The following is a 19,415-nucleotide window of genomic DNA, read 5'->3' as shown; positions in this document are numbered from 1 at the left end:
CTTCATCATATGCCCATGCACGTATCCCGCCCCTCCGCGGTTTTCAACGACGCTCTGTCCGGCCATACGTCATCGACCCCTTCGTATCTCACGGGGAACCCCATGTTCGTCAAGCGCGACGCGGCATAGCTCATCGTAATGCGTTCCTGCTCGATGCGAAGACAATCGACGCCCTCCCCCGTGCACAGGGATTCGTACAACGCCCGTTCCTCATCGGTCAGTCCGGGAAGGTTCTGCGGAATCCGCGCATGAAGCGTTTCATTGGTTTCCGTGAGCTCGGATCCGAATTCCTTATGAGTCTCATACGTCTCCCTGTCCATGCATACCGATTCGCAGGAGATGCCGATCTGCCTGACTTTGGATAGGATTTCAAAGCCGGAGGCATCCAGGTCTCCCCAGTACGCCACGTGGATGCCATGCCCTGCATCGTCGAACAGCCACGGCAGCAGCGGCAACGAATCCGATGCCGCAAATCCCTGTCCGAATACGCATAGTCCCCCGTCAATGGACGGCATGGTCTGATAGGTGTCCTTGTTCTCGCAGATGACGACGTATCGGATGCCGCACGACGGCCCCTCGTTCCAAGGCTGGACGGCGACCATATCCGGAGACCGATACAACGCTGGGTCCAAGTACCTGAAACGACATTCGCGAGGACGTTCATCAAGCCCGAGATCATCCAAACCGCATAACAGTTCAATGGTCTGCCGACGTACCTTATGCGACTGGTCCAGCCATTTCGCGCTGAATCCGGCGAGCGGCACCGCCCTTGGCCTTCTACCGGTAGCGTCATAACGCAGGAAGAACTCGCAGGCCCGTATCAGCAGTTCGAAATCGACATCCGATTGGGCTTGGGTCTTACGGACCGCCTTCATCGCCAGCGCCGGTCCCGTCCCCAGGCGGTCGCGCAACCGATCGGCCCGTTCCCGCATCCTGCGGTATTCGGCAGCGTCCCGCCGGCCGATGACCCGCAACGCGGTGGCTTCATCCTCGATCAGCACCTTGGACACGAGCCGCACCGGCGTTCCCATCTGTCGCGTCACGTATTCCAAGCCGCATCCATGGCCATCCGCCCATCTTCTGATCGCGTTGTTGTTGTCATGCACCTCGACGATATTGGATTCCAATTCACTTTTGCCGGGTAACCCCACCCTCACCGTCAACGGCCACACCGTATCAAGTCGGTACATGCGGGCACGCACCGCGCGCCGCACCTCGACGACGATGTCCTCCACGCTTTTCATACGGCTCATGATCGTGCCTCTTCCTCATACGTCGACGGTTCTTCCTCACGGGACTCCTGATTCGAATCCTGTGTTCCGGAACCGGCGAGGTCGGCCTCGCGCAGGGAGGTGAGGCCGGTGTCGGGGTTCTTGTAGGTGACGTAGGCCTTGGTGGAGACCTCGAGAATCTCGCCAGTCTTGCTTTCCGGCGCGGAGACGATCACCTGGAAGCCGAGGCGCGGCAGCACGGTGAGGGCGCGCTGCGTGTAGCGGCCGTCCGCCTTGATGAGCGCCTCGTCGAGGAACAGCGTCGTGTAGCTGGGTTTGAGACGGTTCTCCATGCCTCCGCCGAGCAGGTAGATGAGCGCGGCGCCGTAGACGAACGAGGTGAGCTCCTGCAGGGCTCCGCCGGACCGTCCGCCGGTGGAGGTGATGCGCTCGTCGAGCCCGTCCTCGTGGTGCACGATCGCGTAGAAGGACGAACGGCACCGCGGGTCGAGGTCGCGCGCGCCGTAGCTCTTCACACCGTTCGCGTCCCTCACCTGCGCGAGCTGGGCGCGCAGCAGGCCGATGACGCCGCCGCACGAGGCGAACACCTTGCGCATCGCCGCCGGATCGTCGTTTCCCGACGCCTTCCAGTCGTTGAGCGCGCCGATGGTCCGCGTCAGCTGCGAGGAGAAGCCCCGGTCCGGCTTGCGCACGTCCGCGTGCAGGGACAGGCTGCCGTGCTTGGGGCCGAACCGCTGCCCGTCGAGCATGGCGTTGATGCGGTCGAGCTGGTCGCGGATGCCGGCCTCGTCGGTGTCGACGGCGCGTTTGATGGTCAGCAGGCCCATCAGCAGCTGTTCCAGGCAACGCCGGTATTCGGAGCCGGTCGCCTCCCCGGCGGTGAGTCGCGACAGTCCCTCCAGCTCGTCGAGATAGTACCGGCGGTCCTCCACTGTGGCCGACAGCGCGTCGTCGTCCGCGGCGTACATGCCCTTGTACGATTCCATCCGGGCTTCGACGACCGTCTTCGCGGCCGAGACCTGGGAGGCGAGCGCGTCGATGCGGGCGGTCATGTCGTCGCGCATCCTCGCGATGACGCGTTCGGGGAACGACGTGCCCGCGGCCGGCGCATCTGCGCCCGCCCCGATGATCATGTGGGCCCGCAGCGCGGCGTCCGTGATTCCCGGGAACCCGTCCTCATAAGAGTGTTCGAGCGTCGTTTCCGCGCTTTCGTCCAACGGCGCGGCGCCCACGCGCCCGGCGGCGTCCGCATCGCCGTCGGTCTCCCACGACGCATGGCTCCGGTTGGCGTCCAGCCACCGTCGGGCGGCTTCGCAGGCGGACGCCGCGGCGTCGGCGTCACGTTTCTCGGCGAACCGGCGTTGCTCGTTGCGGTCGAGCTCCTCTCGCATCGCCTCCTCACGTCGGACAAGCTCGGCGAGCTCGGGGTTGTTCCTGATCGCGGCGATCGACGTCTCGAGCCCGTCCACCGTGGCCGAGGCGGATTCCACGTCGACGCTCTCCCATGACGTGTAGGCGAGCTGCTTGGCGAGTTCGAGTCCGCTGCGCAGGGCCTCCGCACGCCGTTTCGCCTCCGTGTAGTCATGTTCCGCCCGTTCCGAGCGGCCGCGCGCTTCGGCGATGCCGTGCTTCAGCGCGTCCAGATAGGCCTCGGTGACGTAGCCGATGACCTCGCGACGGTCCTTGACGCCGTGCTGTCCGCGTTTGCCGCTTTTGATCTGCCCGTCGGCCTGCACCTGACGGCGCTCGCGGTCGGCGTCGTCGATGGCGTCGACGCATACGGCGTCGAACCGTTCGGATGCGGTCTGCGCGCGCAGCCAATCGGCGAACGGCGAATCCTCGCGGTACCGCAGCTTGGAGGACATCCACGGGCCGTCGCCCGCGGCCTTCCCGTCGTCCGCCCCGAAGCGCTCCGAGGTGTCGACGAACTGCCAGGTGCGTCGCGCCATCGCATGCGGGTCGATGGCGCTGATCTTGGCGGCGAAGCCACGTTCGTGGCGCTTGTCGACGAGGATGGTCTGCGCGATGGCGCCGTAGGTGACGTTCATGGCCAGACGCCACTGTTCCTCGTCCTCGCGCACGTCCATGAGTTCGGCGACGTACGGCAGTTCGCCGGCGGACAGTCCGGTGGCCCTGCAGAGCATGGCGCGGGTCTCGTCCATCTGCTGGGTGATGCGGGTGCGCTGCGTCTTCTGGCGCTCATAGTCGCGTTCGAGGCGGCGCAGCTCGTCGTTCGCCGCGGAGCGGGCGGCGACCGCACAGTCGCGCGTCTCGTCCAGTTCCTGCGCCCGCCGGTCGTACAGGCGGGTGAAGTCCACGGCGGCGATGCGCCTCTCCGTCCAGGCGTGCTCGTCTCCGGGCATCGCCTCGCCGATCGCCTCGAATCCCGCCTCGATGCGCCCGTGGGTCGTCTTCACGTCGTCGAGCGAGCGTCGGGCCTGTTCGAGTTCCATCTCCATCCGCGCGAGGTTGCCGCCGTCCAGCCCTCTGATGCGGTCGCGGATGGCGTCGATGCCCGCGCGGATCTTCTCGCCGTCGCGGTATGCGGTTTCGGCGGCGGCCTGGTGCTCGCGGTGCTCGCGTTCGTCGATGGGCAGCCGTGCGGCGACCTCGTCGGCCATCCGCGCGATCGCCCAACGCCGTATCGCCGCCGATCCGGCCTCCTTGGACGGATCGACCGGGTCGAATGTCCGGACGTGCCGGCATGCGTCGTCGTAGGCTTCGCATGCGTCCCGGATGCCGGCGAGCGCCGTCACGCGTTTCGCCTTGCGTTCCATTTCGGTGAAGTTCGCCTCGTAGCGTTCGTAGTCGTCGACGGTGTCGCGTGCCAGGGCCAGGGCTTCGGGCACGCCGAGTACGCCCTGCTTGAAGATGTCGTCGAGTCTCGACGGCGCGTCGGCCGATTGAATCTTGTGCAGCAGCCGGCAGGCCTCCTCGCTCAGCCCCATCGTGTCCCAGATGTGTTCGTGGAACGCGTCGGCGCTGGTGAAGGTCTCGCATCCGGGGTACGTGTCCCTCAGCTGCGTGGGGGTGAACGGATGGTCGCGGTAGGCGTCCATGAGCCGTGGGTCGATCGGCTTGCCCCATGCCGCGTACTGCCGGCGTACGTCGCCGCGGCCGTCGCCCGCCATCAGGTAGAGGAATTTGGCACATGACAGCGTCTGGCCGCTGGTGGCGTTCACGTAGGTGTCGACGATGGCGCCCCATACGGCCTGCGGCGCCCCGTCGTCGTCGCGGCCGCGCAGGTAGACCGGCTCGTCGCCGCCCGCGGTGCTGCCGACGCCGACCATGCCGCGCAGGTACGTGTAGTCGCTGCGTTCGGAGCGCCCCGAGTTCGACGCCTTGTTGAACGGCGTGCCGGTCGGGTACAGCAGCGAGATCTGCGCGTCCACGAGCGTGGACTTGCCGGATTCGCTGGCTCCGGCGAGCAGCGTGACGGGGAGTTTCGGGTCGGTGGACGGTCTGAATTCGTGGTAGCCCTGGTACGAGCCCCAGTTGACGAGACGGCGGCTTTCCATCATCCACCGGTCGGCGATCATCTGCAGTTCCCTGGCGGCCATGCTCACTCCTCCTCTTCCGCTTCGGCGTCGTCTTCGTCGGCGCCATCCACGTCGGCGCCATCGTCCGCGCCGTCATCGACGGCCCCGTCGCCGTCACCGCCGGCGACGCCGAGCCATGCGTCCGCCAGCTCCCGGTCGAGCACGACGGGGACGAGCGGCGTGACCCGGTACATGGCGTCGTCATCGGTGTCGGACAGATAGCCGTAGGTGACCATCGTGTTGACGAGCGTGCCCACCTGTCTGAGCACGCCTTCCTCGTCGTTGCGCGCGGCGAGGTATCCGGCGCCGGTGGCGAGCGCGGCGCGCATCTCGTCGAAGCCGACGATCCACTGGTCCTCCGCCACCCGCATGTTCTCGTATTCGAGCACGCGGATGCGCAGGAACGCGAGCAGGGCGGCCTCCTCGCGTTTGAGGCTGGTGCGCGTCTTGAGCGAGCGCAACGTGACGTCGGGCCCGGCGACGGGCGTCGCGTACATGATGCGGTAACGCTCGTCCTCGACGAGCTCGAGCATGTCGTTGTTGAGCGATCGGACGACGGCGTCACGGTTGTCGTTGATAAGGTCGTACAGCTCGCCTTCGACGTACCGTTCGCGTTTGAGCGCGATGGCGGCCCTGCGGGCGTCCACGCCCATATCGCCGCGGTCCCCTTCGAACAGGGCGTCGGGGTTGGTTTCCTCGTCCATGATCATCCTTCCTCCATGATGGCGTCCAGTTCATCCTCGCCGGCGATCAACGCACGCGTACGCCAGTCCCGCGGCCTCCCGTCGATCGTCACGCAATGCCAGACGGCGTCGCCGTCCTCCTGCCCGCCGATCGCCCCGAGGAATCCGACGAGTTCGCTTTCGCGCCGATCCGCTTCCGGCAACCGGTTGAAGCTGGCGGCGATGTCGATCCCGCCGTCGGCCATCACCGGTTCCCGCCGGATGAGCGCGACCATGCGGCGCAGCCGTGGGCCGCCGTTGTCGATCAGCGTCTTCAGGTCGATGCGGGGCATGCCGGCGTCCCCGGCGTCATGATCCAGTCCGGGCGCCGCCGCGCGGACCATCGACCGTGCCGGCCGCGTAGGCAGCGGGGAGAGCCTGACGCCGCCGACATCGGTAGCGTAGGGTCTGCCGTCGGTGCCCGGATGGGCTTTCGCATCGGCGTTGACGGCGGCATACAGACGGTTGAGCCGCGCGAGCATCGACCGGTACCGCGTGTCGGTCTGCTGGCGCACGAGTCTGCTGATCTCCTCGTCGGAGACGCGCATCTGCGCGCGCACCGCCTCGATGCCGTCGTAGATGTGGGCGAGCTCGTCACGCACCTGCCCGAGCAGCACGGAGGCCTCCCCGGCGAGGTAGGGCGTTTTCGCGATGTCGCGCATCGCCTCGTCGATCTGCTGGCGTCCCTCGTCGGTGATGATCACCTGGAAGGCGTCCTCGAAGCGGCGCCCCATGTCGGATTCGCCGAAGTTCGCACGGTATTCGGCGTTGTACGCCCCCAGGATCTCGTCGACGTCCATATCGCCGGCCTGCATGCGACGGCGGAGCGCGTCGCCGTTGTCCCGTTCGGCGAGCACGAGCTCGCGCAGGTCGATGGGCACGCCGCGCAACGTGTTGTGGATGACGGCGATGATGTCCTCCACCTGCGCGTCGTCGAGCGTCTCGTGCCGCAGCCCCTGTTGGATGCGTTTGATCTCGTGCTTGCGCTCCTTGATTTCGCGGTTGAGCAGGCGCACGCGTTCGCCGGGGTCGGCGGTCAGCCGCATGCGGGCGTGCTCGATCTCCATGATGATGCTGTTGGCCTGGGCGCCGGACAGGGTGCGGGATTCGTCCTCCAGCCGCCCCAGCGCCTCGATGGCGCGGTGGGCGCGTGCGGTCAGCCGGTAGAGGAACCGGTGCGACGCGGCGTCGTGCGAGTTGGCGAGCCAGGCGTACTCGCCCTCGCCTTCGCGGGTCAGGTCGACGAGCACGCGGTGCGCGGCCTGGCCGAACGTGAGGTCGGGGTCCGGCGCGTATTCGCCGATGTCGGCGAGCGCGGCGAGCCCCTGCGCGAACCGCTCCTCCAATGTCTCGCGCGGCAGTTCGCCGGTCAGCGGGTCGAACGCCGATCTGAGCAGCGCCACGTACATGCGCGAGTTGCGGCGCAGCAGCAGTCTGAGCACGCCGGTCTCGTAGACCGGCCGCAGCCGTTCCATCTCCCGTCGCGCATCGCCCATGGCGCACCTCCTGATGCCGTCGCCTGCCGTGCCGTGCGAGACGGGAACGGCGACGGTCCCGCGTCTCATCTAGAAGCTAACACACGCCCGCGCGGGCCGGCATATCGGGTGCGGTTCCCGCCGACGCGGCGTGTCGCGCACGATCCGGCCGATCCGATCACGCGGACAGGTCGATTACGCGGTCGCACCATCCGGCGGCGAGCTCCTCGTCGTGGGTGACGACCAGCACCGCCGTTCCACGCCGCGCGACGTCGCGCAGCAGCCCACCCACCTGTTCCATATGGAACCGGTCGAGCCCGCTGGTCGGCTCGTCCAGCACGACGAGACTCTTGCCGCACATGAGCGCCGCGCCGATCGCCACGCGCTGCTTCTGTCCGCCGGACAGGCTCATCGGATGCCGGTCCGCGAACGCGGCGAGATCGAGGTCGGCGAGCAACCCGTCCCGGCGCTCCGCGAGCCCCGGATCGGACGGGTCCATGCCGAGCGTGAGCTCCTCGCGCACGCTGTCGGAGAACAACTGGTGGTTGACGTCCTGCATGACGAGATATCCGGCGCGCATGAGATCGCGGGGTCCCGCCGCGCCGCCGTCCAGGAGGACGCGGCCCGCAAGCGGGCGCGCCAGTCCGGTGAGCGTGCGCACCAGCGTGGTCTTGCCGCATCCGTTGCGTCCCATCAATCCGACGATCTCGCCGCACCGCAACGTCAGGTCCGGCACGGCGCGCGAGAACCCCTCCCGGGTCTCGACGCGCCGCCGCTGCCAGGGCAGGCGACGCGGCCGTCCGTAGCCGACGACGAGCCCGTCCGTGCGCAGCAGCACGCCGCCGGCCGCGGCGCCATCGTCCGTCGGATCGTCGGCCGTCACGCCGGTTCGCGCCGCCGGCCGGGACGCCAGCCGGGCGGTCTCGCGCCGGTAGGGTTCCAGATCGAGCGCGCGCAACCCCATGGCGGCGACGCGTTCCGGCGGCAGGGCGAGGAATTCGCCGGCCGCGTATTCGCGTGCGATGCGGCCGCGCTCGCATATGAGGTACCGGTCGGCGACGCCGTTCAGCCAGGCGAGGCGATGCTCCGCCACGAGGACGGCGACGCCCTCATCCTTCAGCCGCCGCATCGCCTCGCGCATGTCGTCGATCGCCGCGGCGTCGAGGTTGCCGGTCGGTTCGTCCATGACGACGAGACGGGGTCCGAGCACCGTCGCCGCGGCGACGGCGACGCGCTGCCGCTGCCCGCCGGACAGTCGGAAGACGCTGCGTCCGAGCAGCCCGGTCACGCCGAAGCGCCGGGCCACGTCCTCCACGCGGCGGTTGATCTCCCCGGCCGGCATCCCCATGTTCTCGCAGGGGAAGGCGAGCTCGTCGGTGGTGTCCGCGTTGAAATACTGGGTCTTCGGATTCTGGAACACGCTGCCCGCCAACGGCGTGAGCCGGTCGATCGGCCCGTGTGCGGCATCGACGCCGCACACGGTGGCCTCGCCGGCGAAGTCGCCGTGGAAGAACGATGGCGCGAGACCGTTGACGACACGGGTCAGCGTGGTCTTGCCGCATCCGCTCGCGCCGGCGAGGACGACGCACTCCCCCGGCCGGACGGTCAGCGACACGTCATCCACAGAGGGTTCGACGGCGGCGTCGTAGCGGAAGACGACGTCGCGCACGCGCACGGGATCGGCGGTCATCCGATCACCCCCGCGATGTCGAGCGCGAGCGGCGCGGCGCACACGGCCATGACCAGCCAATCGGCGGCGGCCATGCGGATCGTCGTGCGCGAGGTGTGCGCCCCGTCGCGTCCCAGACCCTTCGTCAACGCGGCGACGGACAGGTCCTGCGCGACGATGGTCGCGTTCATCAGCAACGGCACCAGCACGTATTCGAGCGTCCGCGCCGGATGCCGCAGCATGGCGAGACGGCCGGACACGAGCCCGTGCAGCGCCATCGCGTCGCGGATGGCGCGATAGTCCTCGCCGATGGTCGGGAAGAAGCGGATGATCACGACGCACGGCACGACCACGGCCTCGGGGACGCGCATGCGCCGCATCGCGCACACGAACGCGCTGGCCGAGGTGGTCGTGAACGCGTAGGCGCCGGTGATGAGGCACGGCAGCATCATCGCGGTTCCGACGGCGAGCGCGGCGACGACATGCAGCCACGGCATGCCCAGCGCCTCCGGGTCGACCGCCCCGAGCGCGAATGCCGCGACGTACAGGATCGCGAAACGCACGGCCATGCGCCATCGGCCCGCGGCGAGGGGCGGGATGAGGAACAGGACGACCATGACCGCCTGCGTGGCCGCCGCGGCGTGGAAGAACAGCATGAGATTGGCGAGCAGCAGCAGCGCCAGTTTCGTGCGCGGGTCGAGATCGCGCGCAGCCGTCGCCATCAAACGACGCCGGCCTTGGCGAAGTGCTTGGCGCACAGGCGCTGGCCGAACCATCCGCCGAGAACCGCGCACACGAGGATCGCCGCCATCGACGCGGCGAACGTGCCCATGTTGATGTTGGCGAACACGCCGTCGATGTACGCCGCGTCCTTGCCGCGCGCCTCAAGGCTCGCCACGTAGGCGTCCTTCATGAACCACAACGGCAGGATGGGGCCGGTCAGTCCGTAGGAGAACACCACGTAGGAGACGAGCAGCAGCGCCTTGCTCCGGTATGCTCCGGCGCGCGCGATCAGGTCGGCGGCGACTGGGAACACGACGCTCGCCGCGAACGAGAGGATGAAGTGTCCGGAGACGAACAGGAACAGGCCGATCACGAGGCCCATCACCGTGATGCCGCCGAACCTCGGCGTGCGTGCGGCGGCGAGCATGAACACGGGGCCGGAGATCAGCGCGGCGATCGCCGGCAGGAAGATCGAGCCGAAGCCTCCGGTGAACAGGGTACTGACGAGGGTGGCGACGCACACCATCACGAAGTACAACGCGGCGAACACGCCTATCGAGATGAGGTCCGGGATGGACAAGCCCCTCGTCTTCGGCGTCGTCGCGGGGCGGGCGGGGTTCGTTTCGCTCATGTCGGGTTCTCCGTTTCCGTATCGGGCTCTATCAATGTAGCGGCGAAGGGCCGCGTTGGCAATACCCCCGAGCGGATTTCCCCTCCGGTCTCTCCCGGTCCGTCCATGCGGCGGGTTCCGACGCCGACTTATGCACCGGGTTATGCACCGTTATGCACAATGGAGTCCCCGGGGTTGCGGCACGTCGGCATCCGCGCCATCGTGGTGTGTGGCGTCGGCCGAGGAAGGCCGGACGGCGACCCCAAGCCCGGGGGCCGTGCAGAGGAAGGGATGCAGCATCATGTCGGATGAAGTCATCGATCAGGACGAGGATATGCCGGGGGACGCGTGGATGAGGCGGTTCGTGCGGGACATCGACAGGCGTTACGTGTCGGCCGGCTGCGTCGACAGGGCAACGAAGCTCATCGGCGGAATCGCCGGGCTGGCTTCGGAGCACGGGTTCTCCGTTGTCGCGCCCTCGGAACCGCTGTTCGCACGGACGCGCGCGGCCAAATGGCCGTGGCCGCACATCGTCATCCGCAACGGGGAGGGATTCCTCCTCTCCTTCCATCTGTCCGAACTGTCGAAGCCGGGGACCGCACCGAAGTCCCGCACGCTCGCCGGCACACCGAAGGGTGACGCGCCGTTGTGGATCGAGGAGCGGTCGCGCGAGTTCGAGCCGACGGGCGTGATGTCGCTGCGCGTCGACGGGGACATGCCGCACTCCCGTCAGCGTTCCATGCGCGACACGGCGAACTCCCTGATGGACGAGCGGCTTCCCGCGTTGTTCGATTCGCTGTCCGCCGAAGCGCGTGGGTGTCTCGCCCGCGCCGAGGAGGACCGGCGCCGCGAGATGACCGTCGACCAGGCGCAGCGAGCGTGCCGCGGCGAACGGATGTACACGGCGTTGTGCGAGGAGGTGCGGCTGCATGACGTCCTGCAGAGCCAACGCGTCTACCTCGATCTGGTCGAGCAGCGGCTGCGCCGCACGGATCCGGAGGAGCTGCGGCAGGCGTCGGGCGACATCGCGTCGATGAGGCGTCGCATCGACGCCCGCGACCCGCTGCTGTCGGGCGGCACGGCATGGATGGACCAGCCCGAACCCTCGGACGTGGACGTGTACGAGTACATGCATCGCGACAGGAGGCCCGCGGTGTCGGGGCGCGTCCGCAGGGACCCAGACCGCACGCGCCGGCCTCCACGCCACGGCGCGCCCTCGATGGGCAACGGCGGGTTCTTCGACTGATCGCGATGGTTCCGCGCCTTCCGGCGCCCCGGCGATTCCGCGCATCGGACGCTCCGGTCCATGGGAAACGCCCCGATGGCATACTGGCCGGCAATCATGCGGATGCCGCGGCGGGTTCATGGTCGTGTGAAGGGAGACCGTGAGCCCGCCGCCATACGCGTCGGACGGATGTGTAAGGAGTATGCCGCCATGCCGAAGGTATCGAAGCGCGCCGCCGAGGCGCTGTATCCGAGCGTGCGTGAGATGTTCGAGCTCGCCGCGGACGTGCCGGACGCCGTCTCGTTCGCGATCGGGGAACCCGGGTTCGACACCCCGCAGCCGGTCATCGACGCCGCCTACCGCGCCGCGAGCCTCGGCGACACGCACTACACGCCGAACCGGGGCGCGGCCGCGTTGCGCGAGGCGTGGTGCGAGCACCGCAACGCGGCGGACGGCACCGACTACGATCCGGACACGGACGTGATCGTCACGGCAGGCGGCATGGAGGCCGTGTATCTGGCGCTGCTGGCCACGCTCGATCCGGGCGACGACATCCTCATCCCCGATCCCGGCTACGCGAACTATTTCGGCCAGGTGCGGCTCGTCGGCGCGAACGTCGTGCCGGTGCCGCTCGACGCGGCGCACGGGTTCCGCATGCAGGCGGCGGACGTGGAGGCGGCCGTCACGCCGCGGACGCGCGCGATCCTGCTCAATTCGCCGTCGAACCCGACCGGGGCGGTCATCGACCCGGAGCAGCTGGATCTCATCGCCGAGGTGTGCGAACGGCACGACCTGTGGGTGATCAGCGACGAGGTGTACCGCTCGTTCGTCTACGATCCGTCGGTCGAATGTCTGTCGATCGCCGCGGTGCCGGGCATGCGCCGGCGCACCGTGGTGGTGGACAGCTTCTCGAAGACGTTCGCGATGACCGGCTGGCGCATCGGCGCCGCGTTCGGTCCGAAGCCGATCGTCGACCGCATGACGGTGATGCAGGAGGACATCGTCTCCTGCGTGCCTGGCGCGTTGCAGCAGGGTGCCGTCGCCGCGTTGGAGGGGTCGAACGAGATCCTCGACGAGATGATGGCCGTCTACCGCGCGAACCGCGACATGGTCGTCGCCGCCGTGGCGGACATGCCGCTGGTCTCGTGCGCGACGCCCGACGGCGCGTTCTACGTGCTGGTCGACGTGCACACCACCGGCATGGACGATCATGCGTTCGCGGTCGACCTGCTGCACCGCGCCAAGGTGGTGGTGACGCCCGCCTCCGGGTTCGGCGAACGCGGACGCGGCTACGTGCGTCTGAGCTACGTGGGCACGCCCGAGGCCACCGCCGAAGGCCTGCGCCGCATGCGCGCGTATCTGGAGTCCCTCGCCGCCGCCGTGGAGTGACGCCGGGGACGCTCCGTTACTCTTCGGCGACCAGCTCGAGGTAGCTGTCGTTCCACAGATCCTCGTCGCCGTCGGGCATGAGGAGCACGCGTTCCGGGTTCAACGCCTGGACGGCGCCCTCGTCGTGGGTGACGAGCACGATCGCGCCCTCGTATTTGGCGATCGCCTTGAGGATCTCCTCGCGCGAGGCGGGGTCGAGGTTGTTGGTGGGCTCGTCGAGCAGCAGCACGTTGGCGCGCGAGGTGACGAGCGTGGCGAGCGCGAGTCGCGTCTTCTCGCCGCCGGAAAGCACGCGGGCGGGCTTCATCGCGTCGTCGCCGGAGAACAGGAACGAGCCGAGGATGGATCGCGCCTGCGTGTCGTTCAGTTCGGGGGCGACGTGCGTGAGGTTCTCGAGCACGGTGGCGTCGAGGTCGAGCGTGTCGTGCTCCTGCGCGAAGTAGCCGATCTTGCAGCCATGGCCGTAGTCGACGGATCCGGTGTCGGGCTGTTCGATGTGGGCGAGCAGCCGCAGCGTGGTGGTCTTGCCGGCGCCGTTGTAGCCGAGGATGACGACGCGCGAGCCCTTGTCGATGGCGAGGTTGACGCCGGCGAACACGATGTTGGAGCCGTACGCCTTGGAGATGTCCTTCGCCATGATCGGGGTCTTGCCGCAGGGCGCGGGTTCGGGGAAGCGGATGTCCGCCACCTTCTCCTTCTTCTGCGCCTCCGACGTGTTCTCGAGGAGTTTTTCGGCGCGGCGCATCATGTTCTGCGCGGCGACGGCCTTCGTGGCCTTGGCGTGCAGGCGGATGCCCTGCTTCATGAGGCGTTCGGCCTTCTTCTCGGCGACCTCGCGTTCGCGGCGGCGGCGCTCCTCGTCGACGACGCGCTGGTGCAGGTACGCCTTCCAGCCGAGCGAGTACATGTCGATCTGGCCGAGCTGGGCGTCGAGATGCCACACCTTGTTGACTACCTCGTCGAGCAGTTCGGTGGAGTGGGAGATGACGAGGAATCCGCCCTCGTACTTCTTGAGGTAGCCGCGCAGCCATTCGATGGAGTCGGCGTCCAGATGGTTGGTGGGCTCGTCGAGGATGAGCGTGTCCGCGTCGGAGAACAGGATGCGCGCCAGTTCGATGCGTCGGCGCTGGCCGCCGGACAGGGTGCCGAGCTGCTGCTCCATGACGTCCTGCGGCAGTCCCAGGGAGGCGGCCATCGCGGTCGCCTCGGACTGGGCCGCGTAGCCGCCGGCCTTGTCGAAGTCCTGCATGGCCTTGTCGTAGCGGTTCATGGCCTTCGTCATCACGTCCGGGTCCGGGTCGGTCATCTCCTTCTCGGCCTTGCGGATGCGGTTGATGATCGTGGCGATGTCGCGCGCGCTCATCATGCGGTCGAGCGCGGTCTGCTCCGGATCGGCGGCGTGCGTGTCCTGCGGCAGGTAGCCGAGCTTGCCGGAGACGCGCACCTTGCCGGCGGTGGGCAGCATGTCGCCGGTGATCACGCGGGTCAGCGTGGTCTTGCCGGCGCCGTTGCGCCCGACCAGACCGATCTTGTCGCCTTTGGCGACATGGAAGTCGCACGGATGCAGCAGGGTCCTCGCCCCGATCTGAATCTCCAGACCCTGTGCGTCGATCGCCATGTCGCCTCACCCGTCGCTTTCCGTATAGTCGCTTATCGTTCTCAAGCCGTTCTCAAGCCAACGAACACTATAACGGAAGGCTGGAAAATCACTCGCCCGCGGCCTCCTTGACGCAGCGGAGCGCGTTGAGCGTGCGCGGATAGCCGATGTACGGCATGATCTGGGAGACGACGGCGATGAGGAACGCCTTGTCGTTGCCGACCGCCAGGTTCGCCTTCGCATGGGCCGTGAGCTGCGGCTCGCAGCCGCCCTGCGCCGCCAGATAGCACAGGGTGGCCATCTCGCGTTCGCGGGTGCCGAGCCCGCCGCGCGTGTAGTAGTCGCCGAAGCAGTTGTCGGCCAGCCACTTGTTGATGTGGCGCGTGTCCTCGGGGCCGGAGGAGGCGAATCCACGCATCCCCTCGCCGAAGATCTCGACCTGCTTGGCCTCGCCGGCCGCCGCGCGGGTGTCCGGCGTGGTGGTGGACTGGCCTTCGAGCGGCAGGTCCACGCCCGCCTCGACGAGCACGTCGTTGGTGATGTTGAGGAACGGCAGCACGCGGCCGAACCCGCAGTAGGCGACCGCCTGGTAGGCGACCTCCTTGGCCTGGACGGGCGTCACGCCGCTTTTCAGGGCGACGGGCAGCAGCATCGCGTACGCGTCCGTCCCCTGGCAGCCGATGAGCGCGGCGAGGATCGCCATCGAACGCGTGGCGTCGTCGAGGTCGGGATGGTTCGCGCCCGGCTCGCGCACGACCTCGCCATAGGCGAAGTCCGAGAAGAATCCGATGAACTCCGGATCGCACTTGGCGAGCGTCGGTTTGCCGTCCGCGAACAATCCGTCCTTCTTCCTGCTGAACATGATCGGTCCTTTCCTTGGCGCGGCCCGCCGCGCGGTTCCATCGTTCCGACGCCAGCGTAGGAGTCCCGCGCGGCCCCGGTCAAATGCCCGCCGTCTCGCGCACGCCATACGGGACGGGCATGACGGGCGCGACTACACTGATGGATAGTCGCAGATCTTGTGGAACCGAGGAGGCCGCCATGGATACACCGAACGATGCGGAACGTCGCATGACCCTGCTGCACACCGCCTATACGGCGGCCGACGTACGCGGGATGGAACGCCCCCTGCTGGACGACGGCGTGCCGCTGATGCGCATGGCGGCCAACGCGGTGGCGCACACCGCCGCGGCCATGCTCGACGACGAGGGCATCGACATCGAGGAAGCGGTCGTCACGCTGCTCGCCGGCGCGGGCGACAACGGCGGCGACGGCCTGTTCGCCGCGGCCATGCTCGCCGAGGAAGGCGCCCAGGTGAACGCCGTGGCGGTCGGCCGCTCCCTGCACGACGAGGCGTTCGCCGCGTTCGTGCGCGCCGGAGGCAAGATCCTCGTACTCGATCCGGAGGCCGAGATCCCCGGTTGCGCGTCCGGGTTCACGCCCGGCGAGGCGGGCGAACGGCTCGAAACGGCGGTCCGGGTGGCGCGCCGCTCGCATCTGGTGATCGACGCGATGACCGGCATCGGCCTGAACGGCCCGCTGCGCGGGATTCCCGCGGCGCTCGCGGCCTCGCTGGGCATGCCGGCGAAGGACGCGCGCGACGGGGGTTCGCCGCTGCCCGACGTCCCGGCGTCGGCCGGACGCGAACCGGAAGGCGACCTGCCGCTCATGCTCGCCGTGGACACGCCTTCCGGCGTCGGCGTGGACGACGGTTCGCTCGTCGGCGCGTACGTTCCGGCGGACGCGACCATCATGTTCGGCGCGATGAAGCCGTGTGCGGTGCTGCCGCCGGCCACGTTCGCATGCGGCCGCATCACCCTGGTCGATTTCGGTTTCGATCTGGACGGCGTCGAACCGGCCGTCGAGGCGGTGGGCCGCGACCTCGCCGGACAGGCGGTGCGTCTGCCGCGCGTGGCGGACGCGAAGTATTCGCGCGGCGTGACGGGACTGGTCACCGGTTCGACGCGTTATCCGGGCGCGGCCGTGCTGACCGCGCGCGCGGCGGCCCGCACGAACGTGGGCATGGTCCGCTATCTCGGCCCGGAACGCGCGCAGGACATGGTGCTCGCCGCGCTGCCGGAGGCCGTGATCGGCAAGGGCCACGTGCAGTCGTGGGTGGTGGGTTCCGGCGTGCCCGGCAACGACGCGGATCCCGAATTGAAGGACATCCAGCGTGAGACGATCGCCGCGTTGCTCGCCCATTACGCCGTCGACGACGAGACCGCGGGACGGGCTGCGCTGATGCCGCCGATCGTCGTGGACGCGGGCGCACTCGAACTGCTGCCCGACCATGTGCCCGCCCAGGTGGTGCTGACGCCGCATGCGGGCGAACTGGCCCGCATGCTGGGAGTCTCCCCCGCCGACGTCGCCGCCGAACCGCTGCGGTTCGCGCGCGAGGCGCAGACGCGCACCGGCGCGACGGTGCTGCTGAAGGGCGCGGCCACGATCGTCGTGAACGGCTCCTCCCGCGTGCTGGTCGCCGGCGCGGGGCCCGCATGGCTGGGAACCGCAGGCGCGGGTGATGTGCTCGCCGGCATGACCGGCGCCCTGCTCGCCCAGATGGACGTGGACGACGAGGGCGACGGGGATGACGGAGATGGCAAGGGCACGGCGATCGATCCGGAGATCGTCGCCGAGACGGTCGCCGCGGCCGCCTGGCTGCACGGATCGGCGGCGGCCATCGCCTCCGAATCCGAACAGTGCGGCTGGCAGCCCCCGGAGCTGTTCGGCATGAACGGCCACCGTCAGCGCTTCAACACGCTGGGGCATCCGATCGTCGCCTCCGACGTGATCGCGGCGATTCCGGACGCCCTGGCGGACGCGCTCTCCTGACCGCGGCGGTGCCGGTCACTGCCTTATCCTGCCGTTCTAAAGCGAACGACTGCGCAGAAGTGGACTCGTCGCCTATCAGGCGTCCGCGCGCGGCGGAGTCATCCATGCCACTGTCGACGGCGACCGGGTGAGTCTCGGCGGCACGGCGGCGTTGTTCTCCGTCGGCGAAATCCTGCCCGACCCGTCCGAACGATGAGGGCCGGTCGCGCCTGACCGCCGGCATCGGCCGTCAGGCGTGGCGTCTGCGCCGGATGGCCAGTCCCAGGCCGGCGGTGGTGAGGAGAACCACCGCGCCGCCCAGGCCGAGTGCTGCGGCACCGGTCGCAGAGAGAGCGTCGCCGGGTTTGCCGGCATCCTTGTCTCCGCTCGCGTTCGGGTTGTCCGGATTGCCCGGATCACCCGGGCTGTCCGCGTCGCCCGGGCCTCCGGGGTTCTGTGTACCGTCCCCGACCACGTTGATGGTGAATTCGGTGGCCTGCCCGTCGGCGGTCACCGTGACCGTGGTCGAACCGGCTTTGAGGCCGGTGAATGTGACGGTCTCGCCCGTCGCGGAATCGGCGGAGACCACGGAACCGTCGGCGGCGCTCCAGGTGATTTCGGCGCCCTCGGCCAGTCCGTTGGCGACGGCGGTCAGCGTGGTCTTCTCTCCTACCGTGACCGTCACGTCCCTGACGGCACGGTTCGCGGCGTCCAATACGGTCAGCGACTTCGCGGGCGTGGCACCGCCGTCGCGTACGCTCACGGTGAAGGTGGCGGTTCGCTGCGGGTCGAGGTTGAGGCTCACAGTGAGGGTGACGGAGTCGGCCGCCTTCGAGGAGTCGAAACCGGTGATCGTGTATTCGTCGGAGCCGAGCACGCGCCGTTCACCGGTCGAGGCATCGGTCAGGGTGATTTCCAGCCCGGAGGCATCGAATTCGTCGCCTACCGCATACTCGGTCTTGGCGGGCTGCTTGGTGACCTCGATGGGGCCGGAACCGGGGATGGACGGCACGGAACCGTGGTAGGCCTTGGTCACACGCACATACTCCGCGCGGGTGATCGGCAGGATCGTGCCGTGGCGCTTGAGCAGTGTGCCGAAGTCGATGTCGTCGCCCTTCGACCATGCGCTGCCCTCCTGACCGGCCGGAACGGTGTTGTTCAGATCGGTGGTGCGGAACGGCTGGTATCCCTTGCCGCCGTCGCGGATGTAGTCGGCCATGAGTCCCCATGTGGGCACGGCGTCGCCGTCCGCGTCCTTGGACCAGTCGTCCTCGTTGTATTCGAAGAGCTCCGGTCCTTCCATCTTGGATTTGTAGCCCGCGCCGAAGATCTGGTCGGCGGAGGTCAGGGCCTCCCAGTCGCCGGTCTTGTCGGCGCTGGCGTAGTTGGTGCCGGTGGTCACGGAGTAGAAGTCCTTGCTGCGTTCCAGCGAGATCACGCCGTCGCGGTTGCGCGAGCCCGCCTTGGTGGACATCGACCGGTAGTACCAGTCACCGACCTTGGTCACGGTGATGTCGAGCGCGGGGGCGGAGAAGTCGATCCACTTGACCGGGTCGGAGAAGGTTCTGAAGTCCTTGGTGGTGACGTAGTACATGTTCGTCGCGTCGGACTTGTCGAACTGTTCGTTCGGGTCGGAGCTCACGGCGAAGTACACGACGTACTGCTGCCTCGCGGCGTCCCAGAACGCTTCGGGCGCCCACGCGCATCCGCCGTCGGTCTTGGACGCCACGTCCGGGTAGGAGACGTTCCAGTGCACCAGGTCATCGGATTCGTAGATCGCCAGCCTCGTGCTGCCCTTGCCGGGCGTGATCGCATCGGTCCACGGCTTCTCCGCGCCGTTCAGCCTGCGCTGGTAGATGCTCAGATCGGTGGCGAGCAGATAGTATTCGCCGTTCTCCCCGCGCAGGAGGAACGGGTCGCGCAGGCCTTTGTCGTACTGGTCCGAAGTGAGCACGGGATTGCCGTCATCGGTCAGATCGGTCCATGTGGTGCCGTCCTGGCTGGTGGCGAAATAGATCTGCTCGTCGGTGGCCTTGGTCTCGCCGCCGGTGAAGTACGCGAACAGATAGTCGGTGGTCTTCGTGGGGTCGAAGGCGTTTCGTCCTTCACCGGCATCGGTGTCGCCCCGCGTCTGACGGGAGGTCGTCTCATCCGCCGCGTTTCCATCCGCGGCGTAGGCCGCCGCGGCGGTCATGGCGGGCGATCCCGAAAGGAGCAGCACGGCCGAAAGCATGGCCGCCGTCAATGTCCGTATACGCATCATCACCTCTGTCTCATCATCGATGCACCGGTGCATCGATGGCCTTTGCCTTGTCCATTCGTTTCGTGAGCGTTCACGAAACCCCTTCATCATCGCATTCCCCCACGGCCGCGACACCTTGGCCGGACCATCGGAAAACGACAAGCATACGGCAGAAAACGAC

The 19,415-nt window shown here is 68.1% G+C and carries 13 protein-coding genes; 3 read left to right on the top strand and 10 right to left on the bottom strand.

Annotation, left to right across the window (positions count from 1 at the left end; all coding sequences use genetic code 11):
• Positions 1 to 5 precede the first annotated feature (5 nt).
• The 7 genes from AC1AYN_RS08470 to AC1AYN_RS08440 form a co-directional block, all read right to left on the bottom strand.
• Positions 6 to 1,253: a Wadjet anti-phage system protein JetD domain-containing protein gene (locus AC1AYN_RS08470; RefSeq protein ID WP_476532922.1), complete on the bottom strand. Its 1,248-nt coding sequence runs from the start codon at positions 1,251 to 1,253 to the stop codon at positions 6 to 8.
• A complete protein-coding gene (locus AC1AYN_RS08465) occupies positions 1,250 to 4,792 on the bottom strand; it encodes an ATP-binding protein (RefSeq protein ID WP_476532921.1) in 3,543 nt (1,180 codons plus the stop codon). The genes AC1AYN_RS08470 and AC1AYN_RS08465 overlap by 4 nt, the downstream gene beginning before the upstream one ends.
• 2 nt (positions 4,793 to 4,794) lie before the next feature.
• Positions 4,795 to 5,475: a DUF4194 domain-containing protein gene (locus tag AC1AYN_RS08460; protein ID WP_476532920.1), complete on the bottom strand. Its 681-nt coding sequence runs from the start codon at positions 5,473 to 5,475 to the stop codon at positions 4,795 to 4,797.
• Positions 5,476 to 5,477: 2 nt separating this feature from the next.
• A complete protein-coding gene (locus AC1AYN_RS08455; protein WP_476532919.1) occupies positions 5,478 to 6,989 on the bottom strand; it encodes a DUF3375 family protein in 1,512 nt (503 codons plus the stop codon).
• A 157-nt stretch (positions 6,990 to 7,146) separates the two neighbouring features.
• A complete protein-coding gene (locus AC1AYN_RS08450) occupies positions 7,147 to 8,658 on the bottom strand; it encodes an ABC transporter ATP-binding protein (RefSeq protein ID WP_476532918.1) in 1,512 nt (503 codons plus the stop codon).
• On the bottom strand, positions 8,655 to 9,359 hold the full coding sequence (locus AC1AYN_RS08445) for an energy-coupling factor transporter transmembrane component T (protein ID WP_476532917.1): 705 nt from the start codon (positions 9,357 to 9,359) through the stop codon (positions 8,655 to 8,657). The genes AC1AYN_RS08450 and AC1AYN_RS08445 overlap by 4 nt, the downstream gene beginning before the upstream one ends.
• Positions 9,359 to 9,991, bottom strand: a complete 633-nt coding sequence (locus AC1AYN_RS08440) for an MptD family putative ECF transporter S component (RefSeq protein WP_476532916.1) — start codon at positions 9,989 to 9,991, stop codon at positions 9,359 to 9,361. Before AC1AYN_RS08440 ends, AC1AYN_RS08445 begins: the two co-directional genes overlap by 1 nt.
• A gap of 280 nt (positions 9,992 to 10,271) precedes the next feature.
• Between AC1AYN_RS08440 and AC1AYN_RS08435 the strand changes: the two genes are divergently transcribed.
• Together AC1AYN_RS08435 and AC1AYN_RS08430 are read left to right on the top strand one after the other, a co-directional pair.
• Positions 10,272 to 11,216, top strand: coding sequence for a hypothetical protein (locus AC1AYN_RS08435; RefSeq protein WP_476532915.1), 945 nt, complete (start codon positions 10,272 to 10,274; stop codon positions 11,214 to 11,216).
• Positions 11,217 to 11,405: 189 nt separating this feature from the next.
• Positions 11,406 to 12,584 carry a pyridoxal phosphate-dependent aminotransferase gene (locus AC1AYN_RS08430; RefSeq protein WP_476532914.1) on the top strand — a complete coding sequence of 393 codons (1,179 nt, stop codon included), beginning with the start codon at positions 11,406 to 11,408 and terminating at the stop codon, positions 12,582 to 12,584.
• 16 nt (positions 12,585 to 12,600) lie between these two features.
• On the opposite strand, the gene AC1AYN_RS08425 is transcribed toward AC1AYN_RS08430, so the two are convergent.
• Together AC1AYN_RS08425 and AC1AYN_RS08420 are read right to left on the bottom strand one after the other, a co-directional pair.
• Complete coding sequence (locus AC1AYN_RS08425; RefSeq protein ID WP_034526041.1) at positions 12,601 to 14,202, bottom strand: ABC-F family ATP-binding cassette domain-containing protein; 1,602 nt, start codon at positions 14,200 to 14,202, stop codon at positions 12,601 to 12,603.
• An 88-nt stretch (positions 14,203 to 14,290) separates the two neighbouring features.
• A complete protein-coding gene (locus AC1AYN_RS08420; protein WP_476532913.1) occupies positions 14,291 to 15,043 on the bottom strand; it encodes a carboxymuconolactone decarboxylase family protein in 753 nt (250 codons plus the stop codon).
• Positions 15,044 to 15,222: 179 nt separating this feature from the next.
• Here AC1AYN_RS08420 and AC1AYN_RS08415 point away from each other — a divergent pair, with 179 nt between their 5' ends.
• Positions 15,223 to 17,013 carry a bifunctional ADP-dependent NAD(P)H-hydrate dehydratase/NAD(P)H-hydrate epimerase gene (locus AC1AYN_RS08415; protein ID WP_476532912.1) on the top strand — a complete coding sequence of 597 codons (1,791 nt, stop codon included), beginning with the start codon at positions 15,223 to 15,225 and terminating at the stop codon, positions 17,011 to 17,013.
• Positions 17,014 to 17,242: 229 nt separating this feature from the next.
• Here AC1AYN_RS08415 and AC1AYN_RS08410 read toward each other — a convergent pair whose 3' ends face one another.
• The gene (locus tag AC1AYN_RS08410) at positions 17,243 to 19,255 is read right to left on the bottom strand and encodes a bacterial Ig-like domain-containing protein (protein WP_476532911.1); all 2,013 of its coding nucleotides are present in this window, start codon (positions 19,253 to 19,255) and stop codon (positions 17,243 to 17,245) included.
• Between the last annotated feature and the right edge of the window lie 160 nt (positions 19,256 to 19,415).

The organism is Bifidobacterium sp. LH_413 (assembly GCF_056357015.1).
This window is presented reverse-complemented; position numbering and strand designations above follow the sequence as displayed.

What these genes read in the sequence shown, in the direction of transcription:
- AC1AYN_RS08410 (WP_476532911.1), bottom strand. Translation starts at nt 19,255, where the DNA reads ATGATGCGTATACGGACATTGACGGCGGCCATGCTTTCGGCCGTGCTG.
- AC1AYN_RS08420 (WP_476532913.1), bottom strand. Translation starts at nt 15,043, where the DNA reads ATGTTCAGCAGGAAGAAGGACGGATTGTTCGCGGACGGCAAACCGACG.
- AC1AYN_RS08425 (WP_034526041.1), bottom strand. Translation starts at nt 14,202, where the DNA reads ATGGCGATCGACGCACAGGGTCTGGAGATTCAGATCGGGGCGAGGACC.
- AC1AYN_RS08430 (WP_476532914.1), top strand. Translation starts at nt 11,406, where the DNA reads ATGCCGAAGGTATCGAAGCGCGCCGCCGAGGCGCTGTATCCGAGCGTG.
- AC1AYN_RS08415 (WP_476532912.1), top strand. Translation starts at nt 15,223, where the DNA reads ATGGATACACCGAACGATGCGGAACGTCGCATGACCCTGCTGCACACC.
- AC1AYN_RS08465 (WP_476532921.1), bottom strand. Translation starts at nt 4,792, where the DNA reads ATGGCCGCCAGGGAACTGCAGATGATCGCCGACCGGTGGATGATGGAA.
- AC1AYN_RS08440 (WP_476532916.1), bottom strand. Translation starts at nt 9,991, where the DNA reads ATGAGCGAAACGAACCCCGCCCGCCCCGCGACGACGCCGAAGACGAGG.
- AC1AYN_RS08435 (WP_476532915.1), top strand. Translation starts at nt 10,272, where the DNA reads ATGTCGGATGAAGTCATCGATCAGGACGAGGATATGCCGGGGGACGCG.
- AC1AYN_RS08445 (WP_476532917.1), bottom strand. Translation starts at nt 9,359, where the DNA reads ATGGCGACGGCTGCGCGCGATCTCGACCCGCGCACGAAACTGGCGCTG.
- AC1AYN_RS08450 (WP_476532918.1), bottom strand. Translation starts at nt 8,658, where the DNA reads ATGACCGCCGATCCCGTGCGCGTGCGCGACGTCGTCTTCCGCTACGAC.
- AC1AYN_RS08460 (WP_476532920.1), bottom strand. Translation starts at nt 5,475, where the DNA reads ATGGACGAGGAAACCAACCCCGACGCCCTGTTCGAAGGGGACCGCGGC.
- AC1AYN_RS08470 (WP_476532922.1), bottom strand. Translation starts at nt 1,253, where the DNA reads ATGAGCCGTATGAAAAGCGTGGAGGACATCGTCGTCGAGGTGCGGCGC.
- AC1AYN_RS08455 (WP_476532919.1), bottom strand. Translation starts at nt 6,989, where the DNA reads ATGGGCGATGCGCGACGGGAGATGGAACGGCTGCGGCCGGTCTACGAG.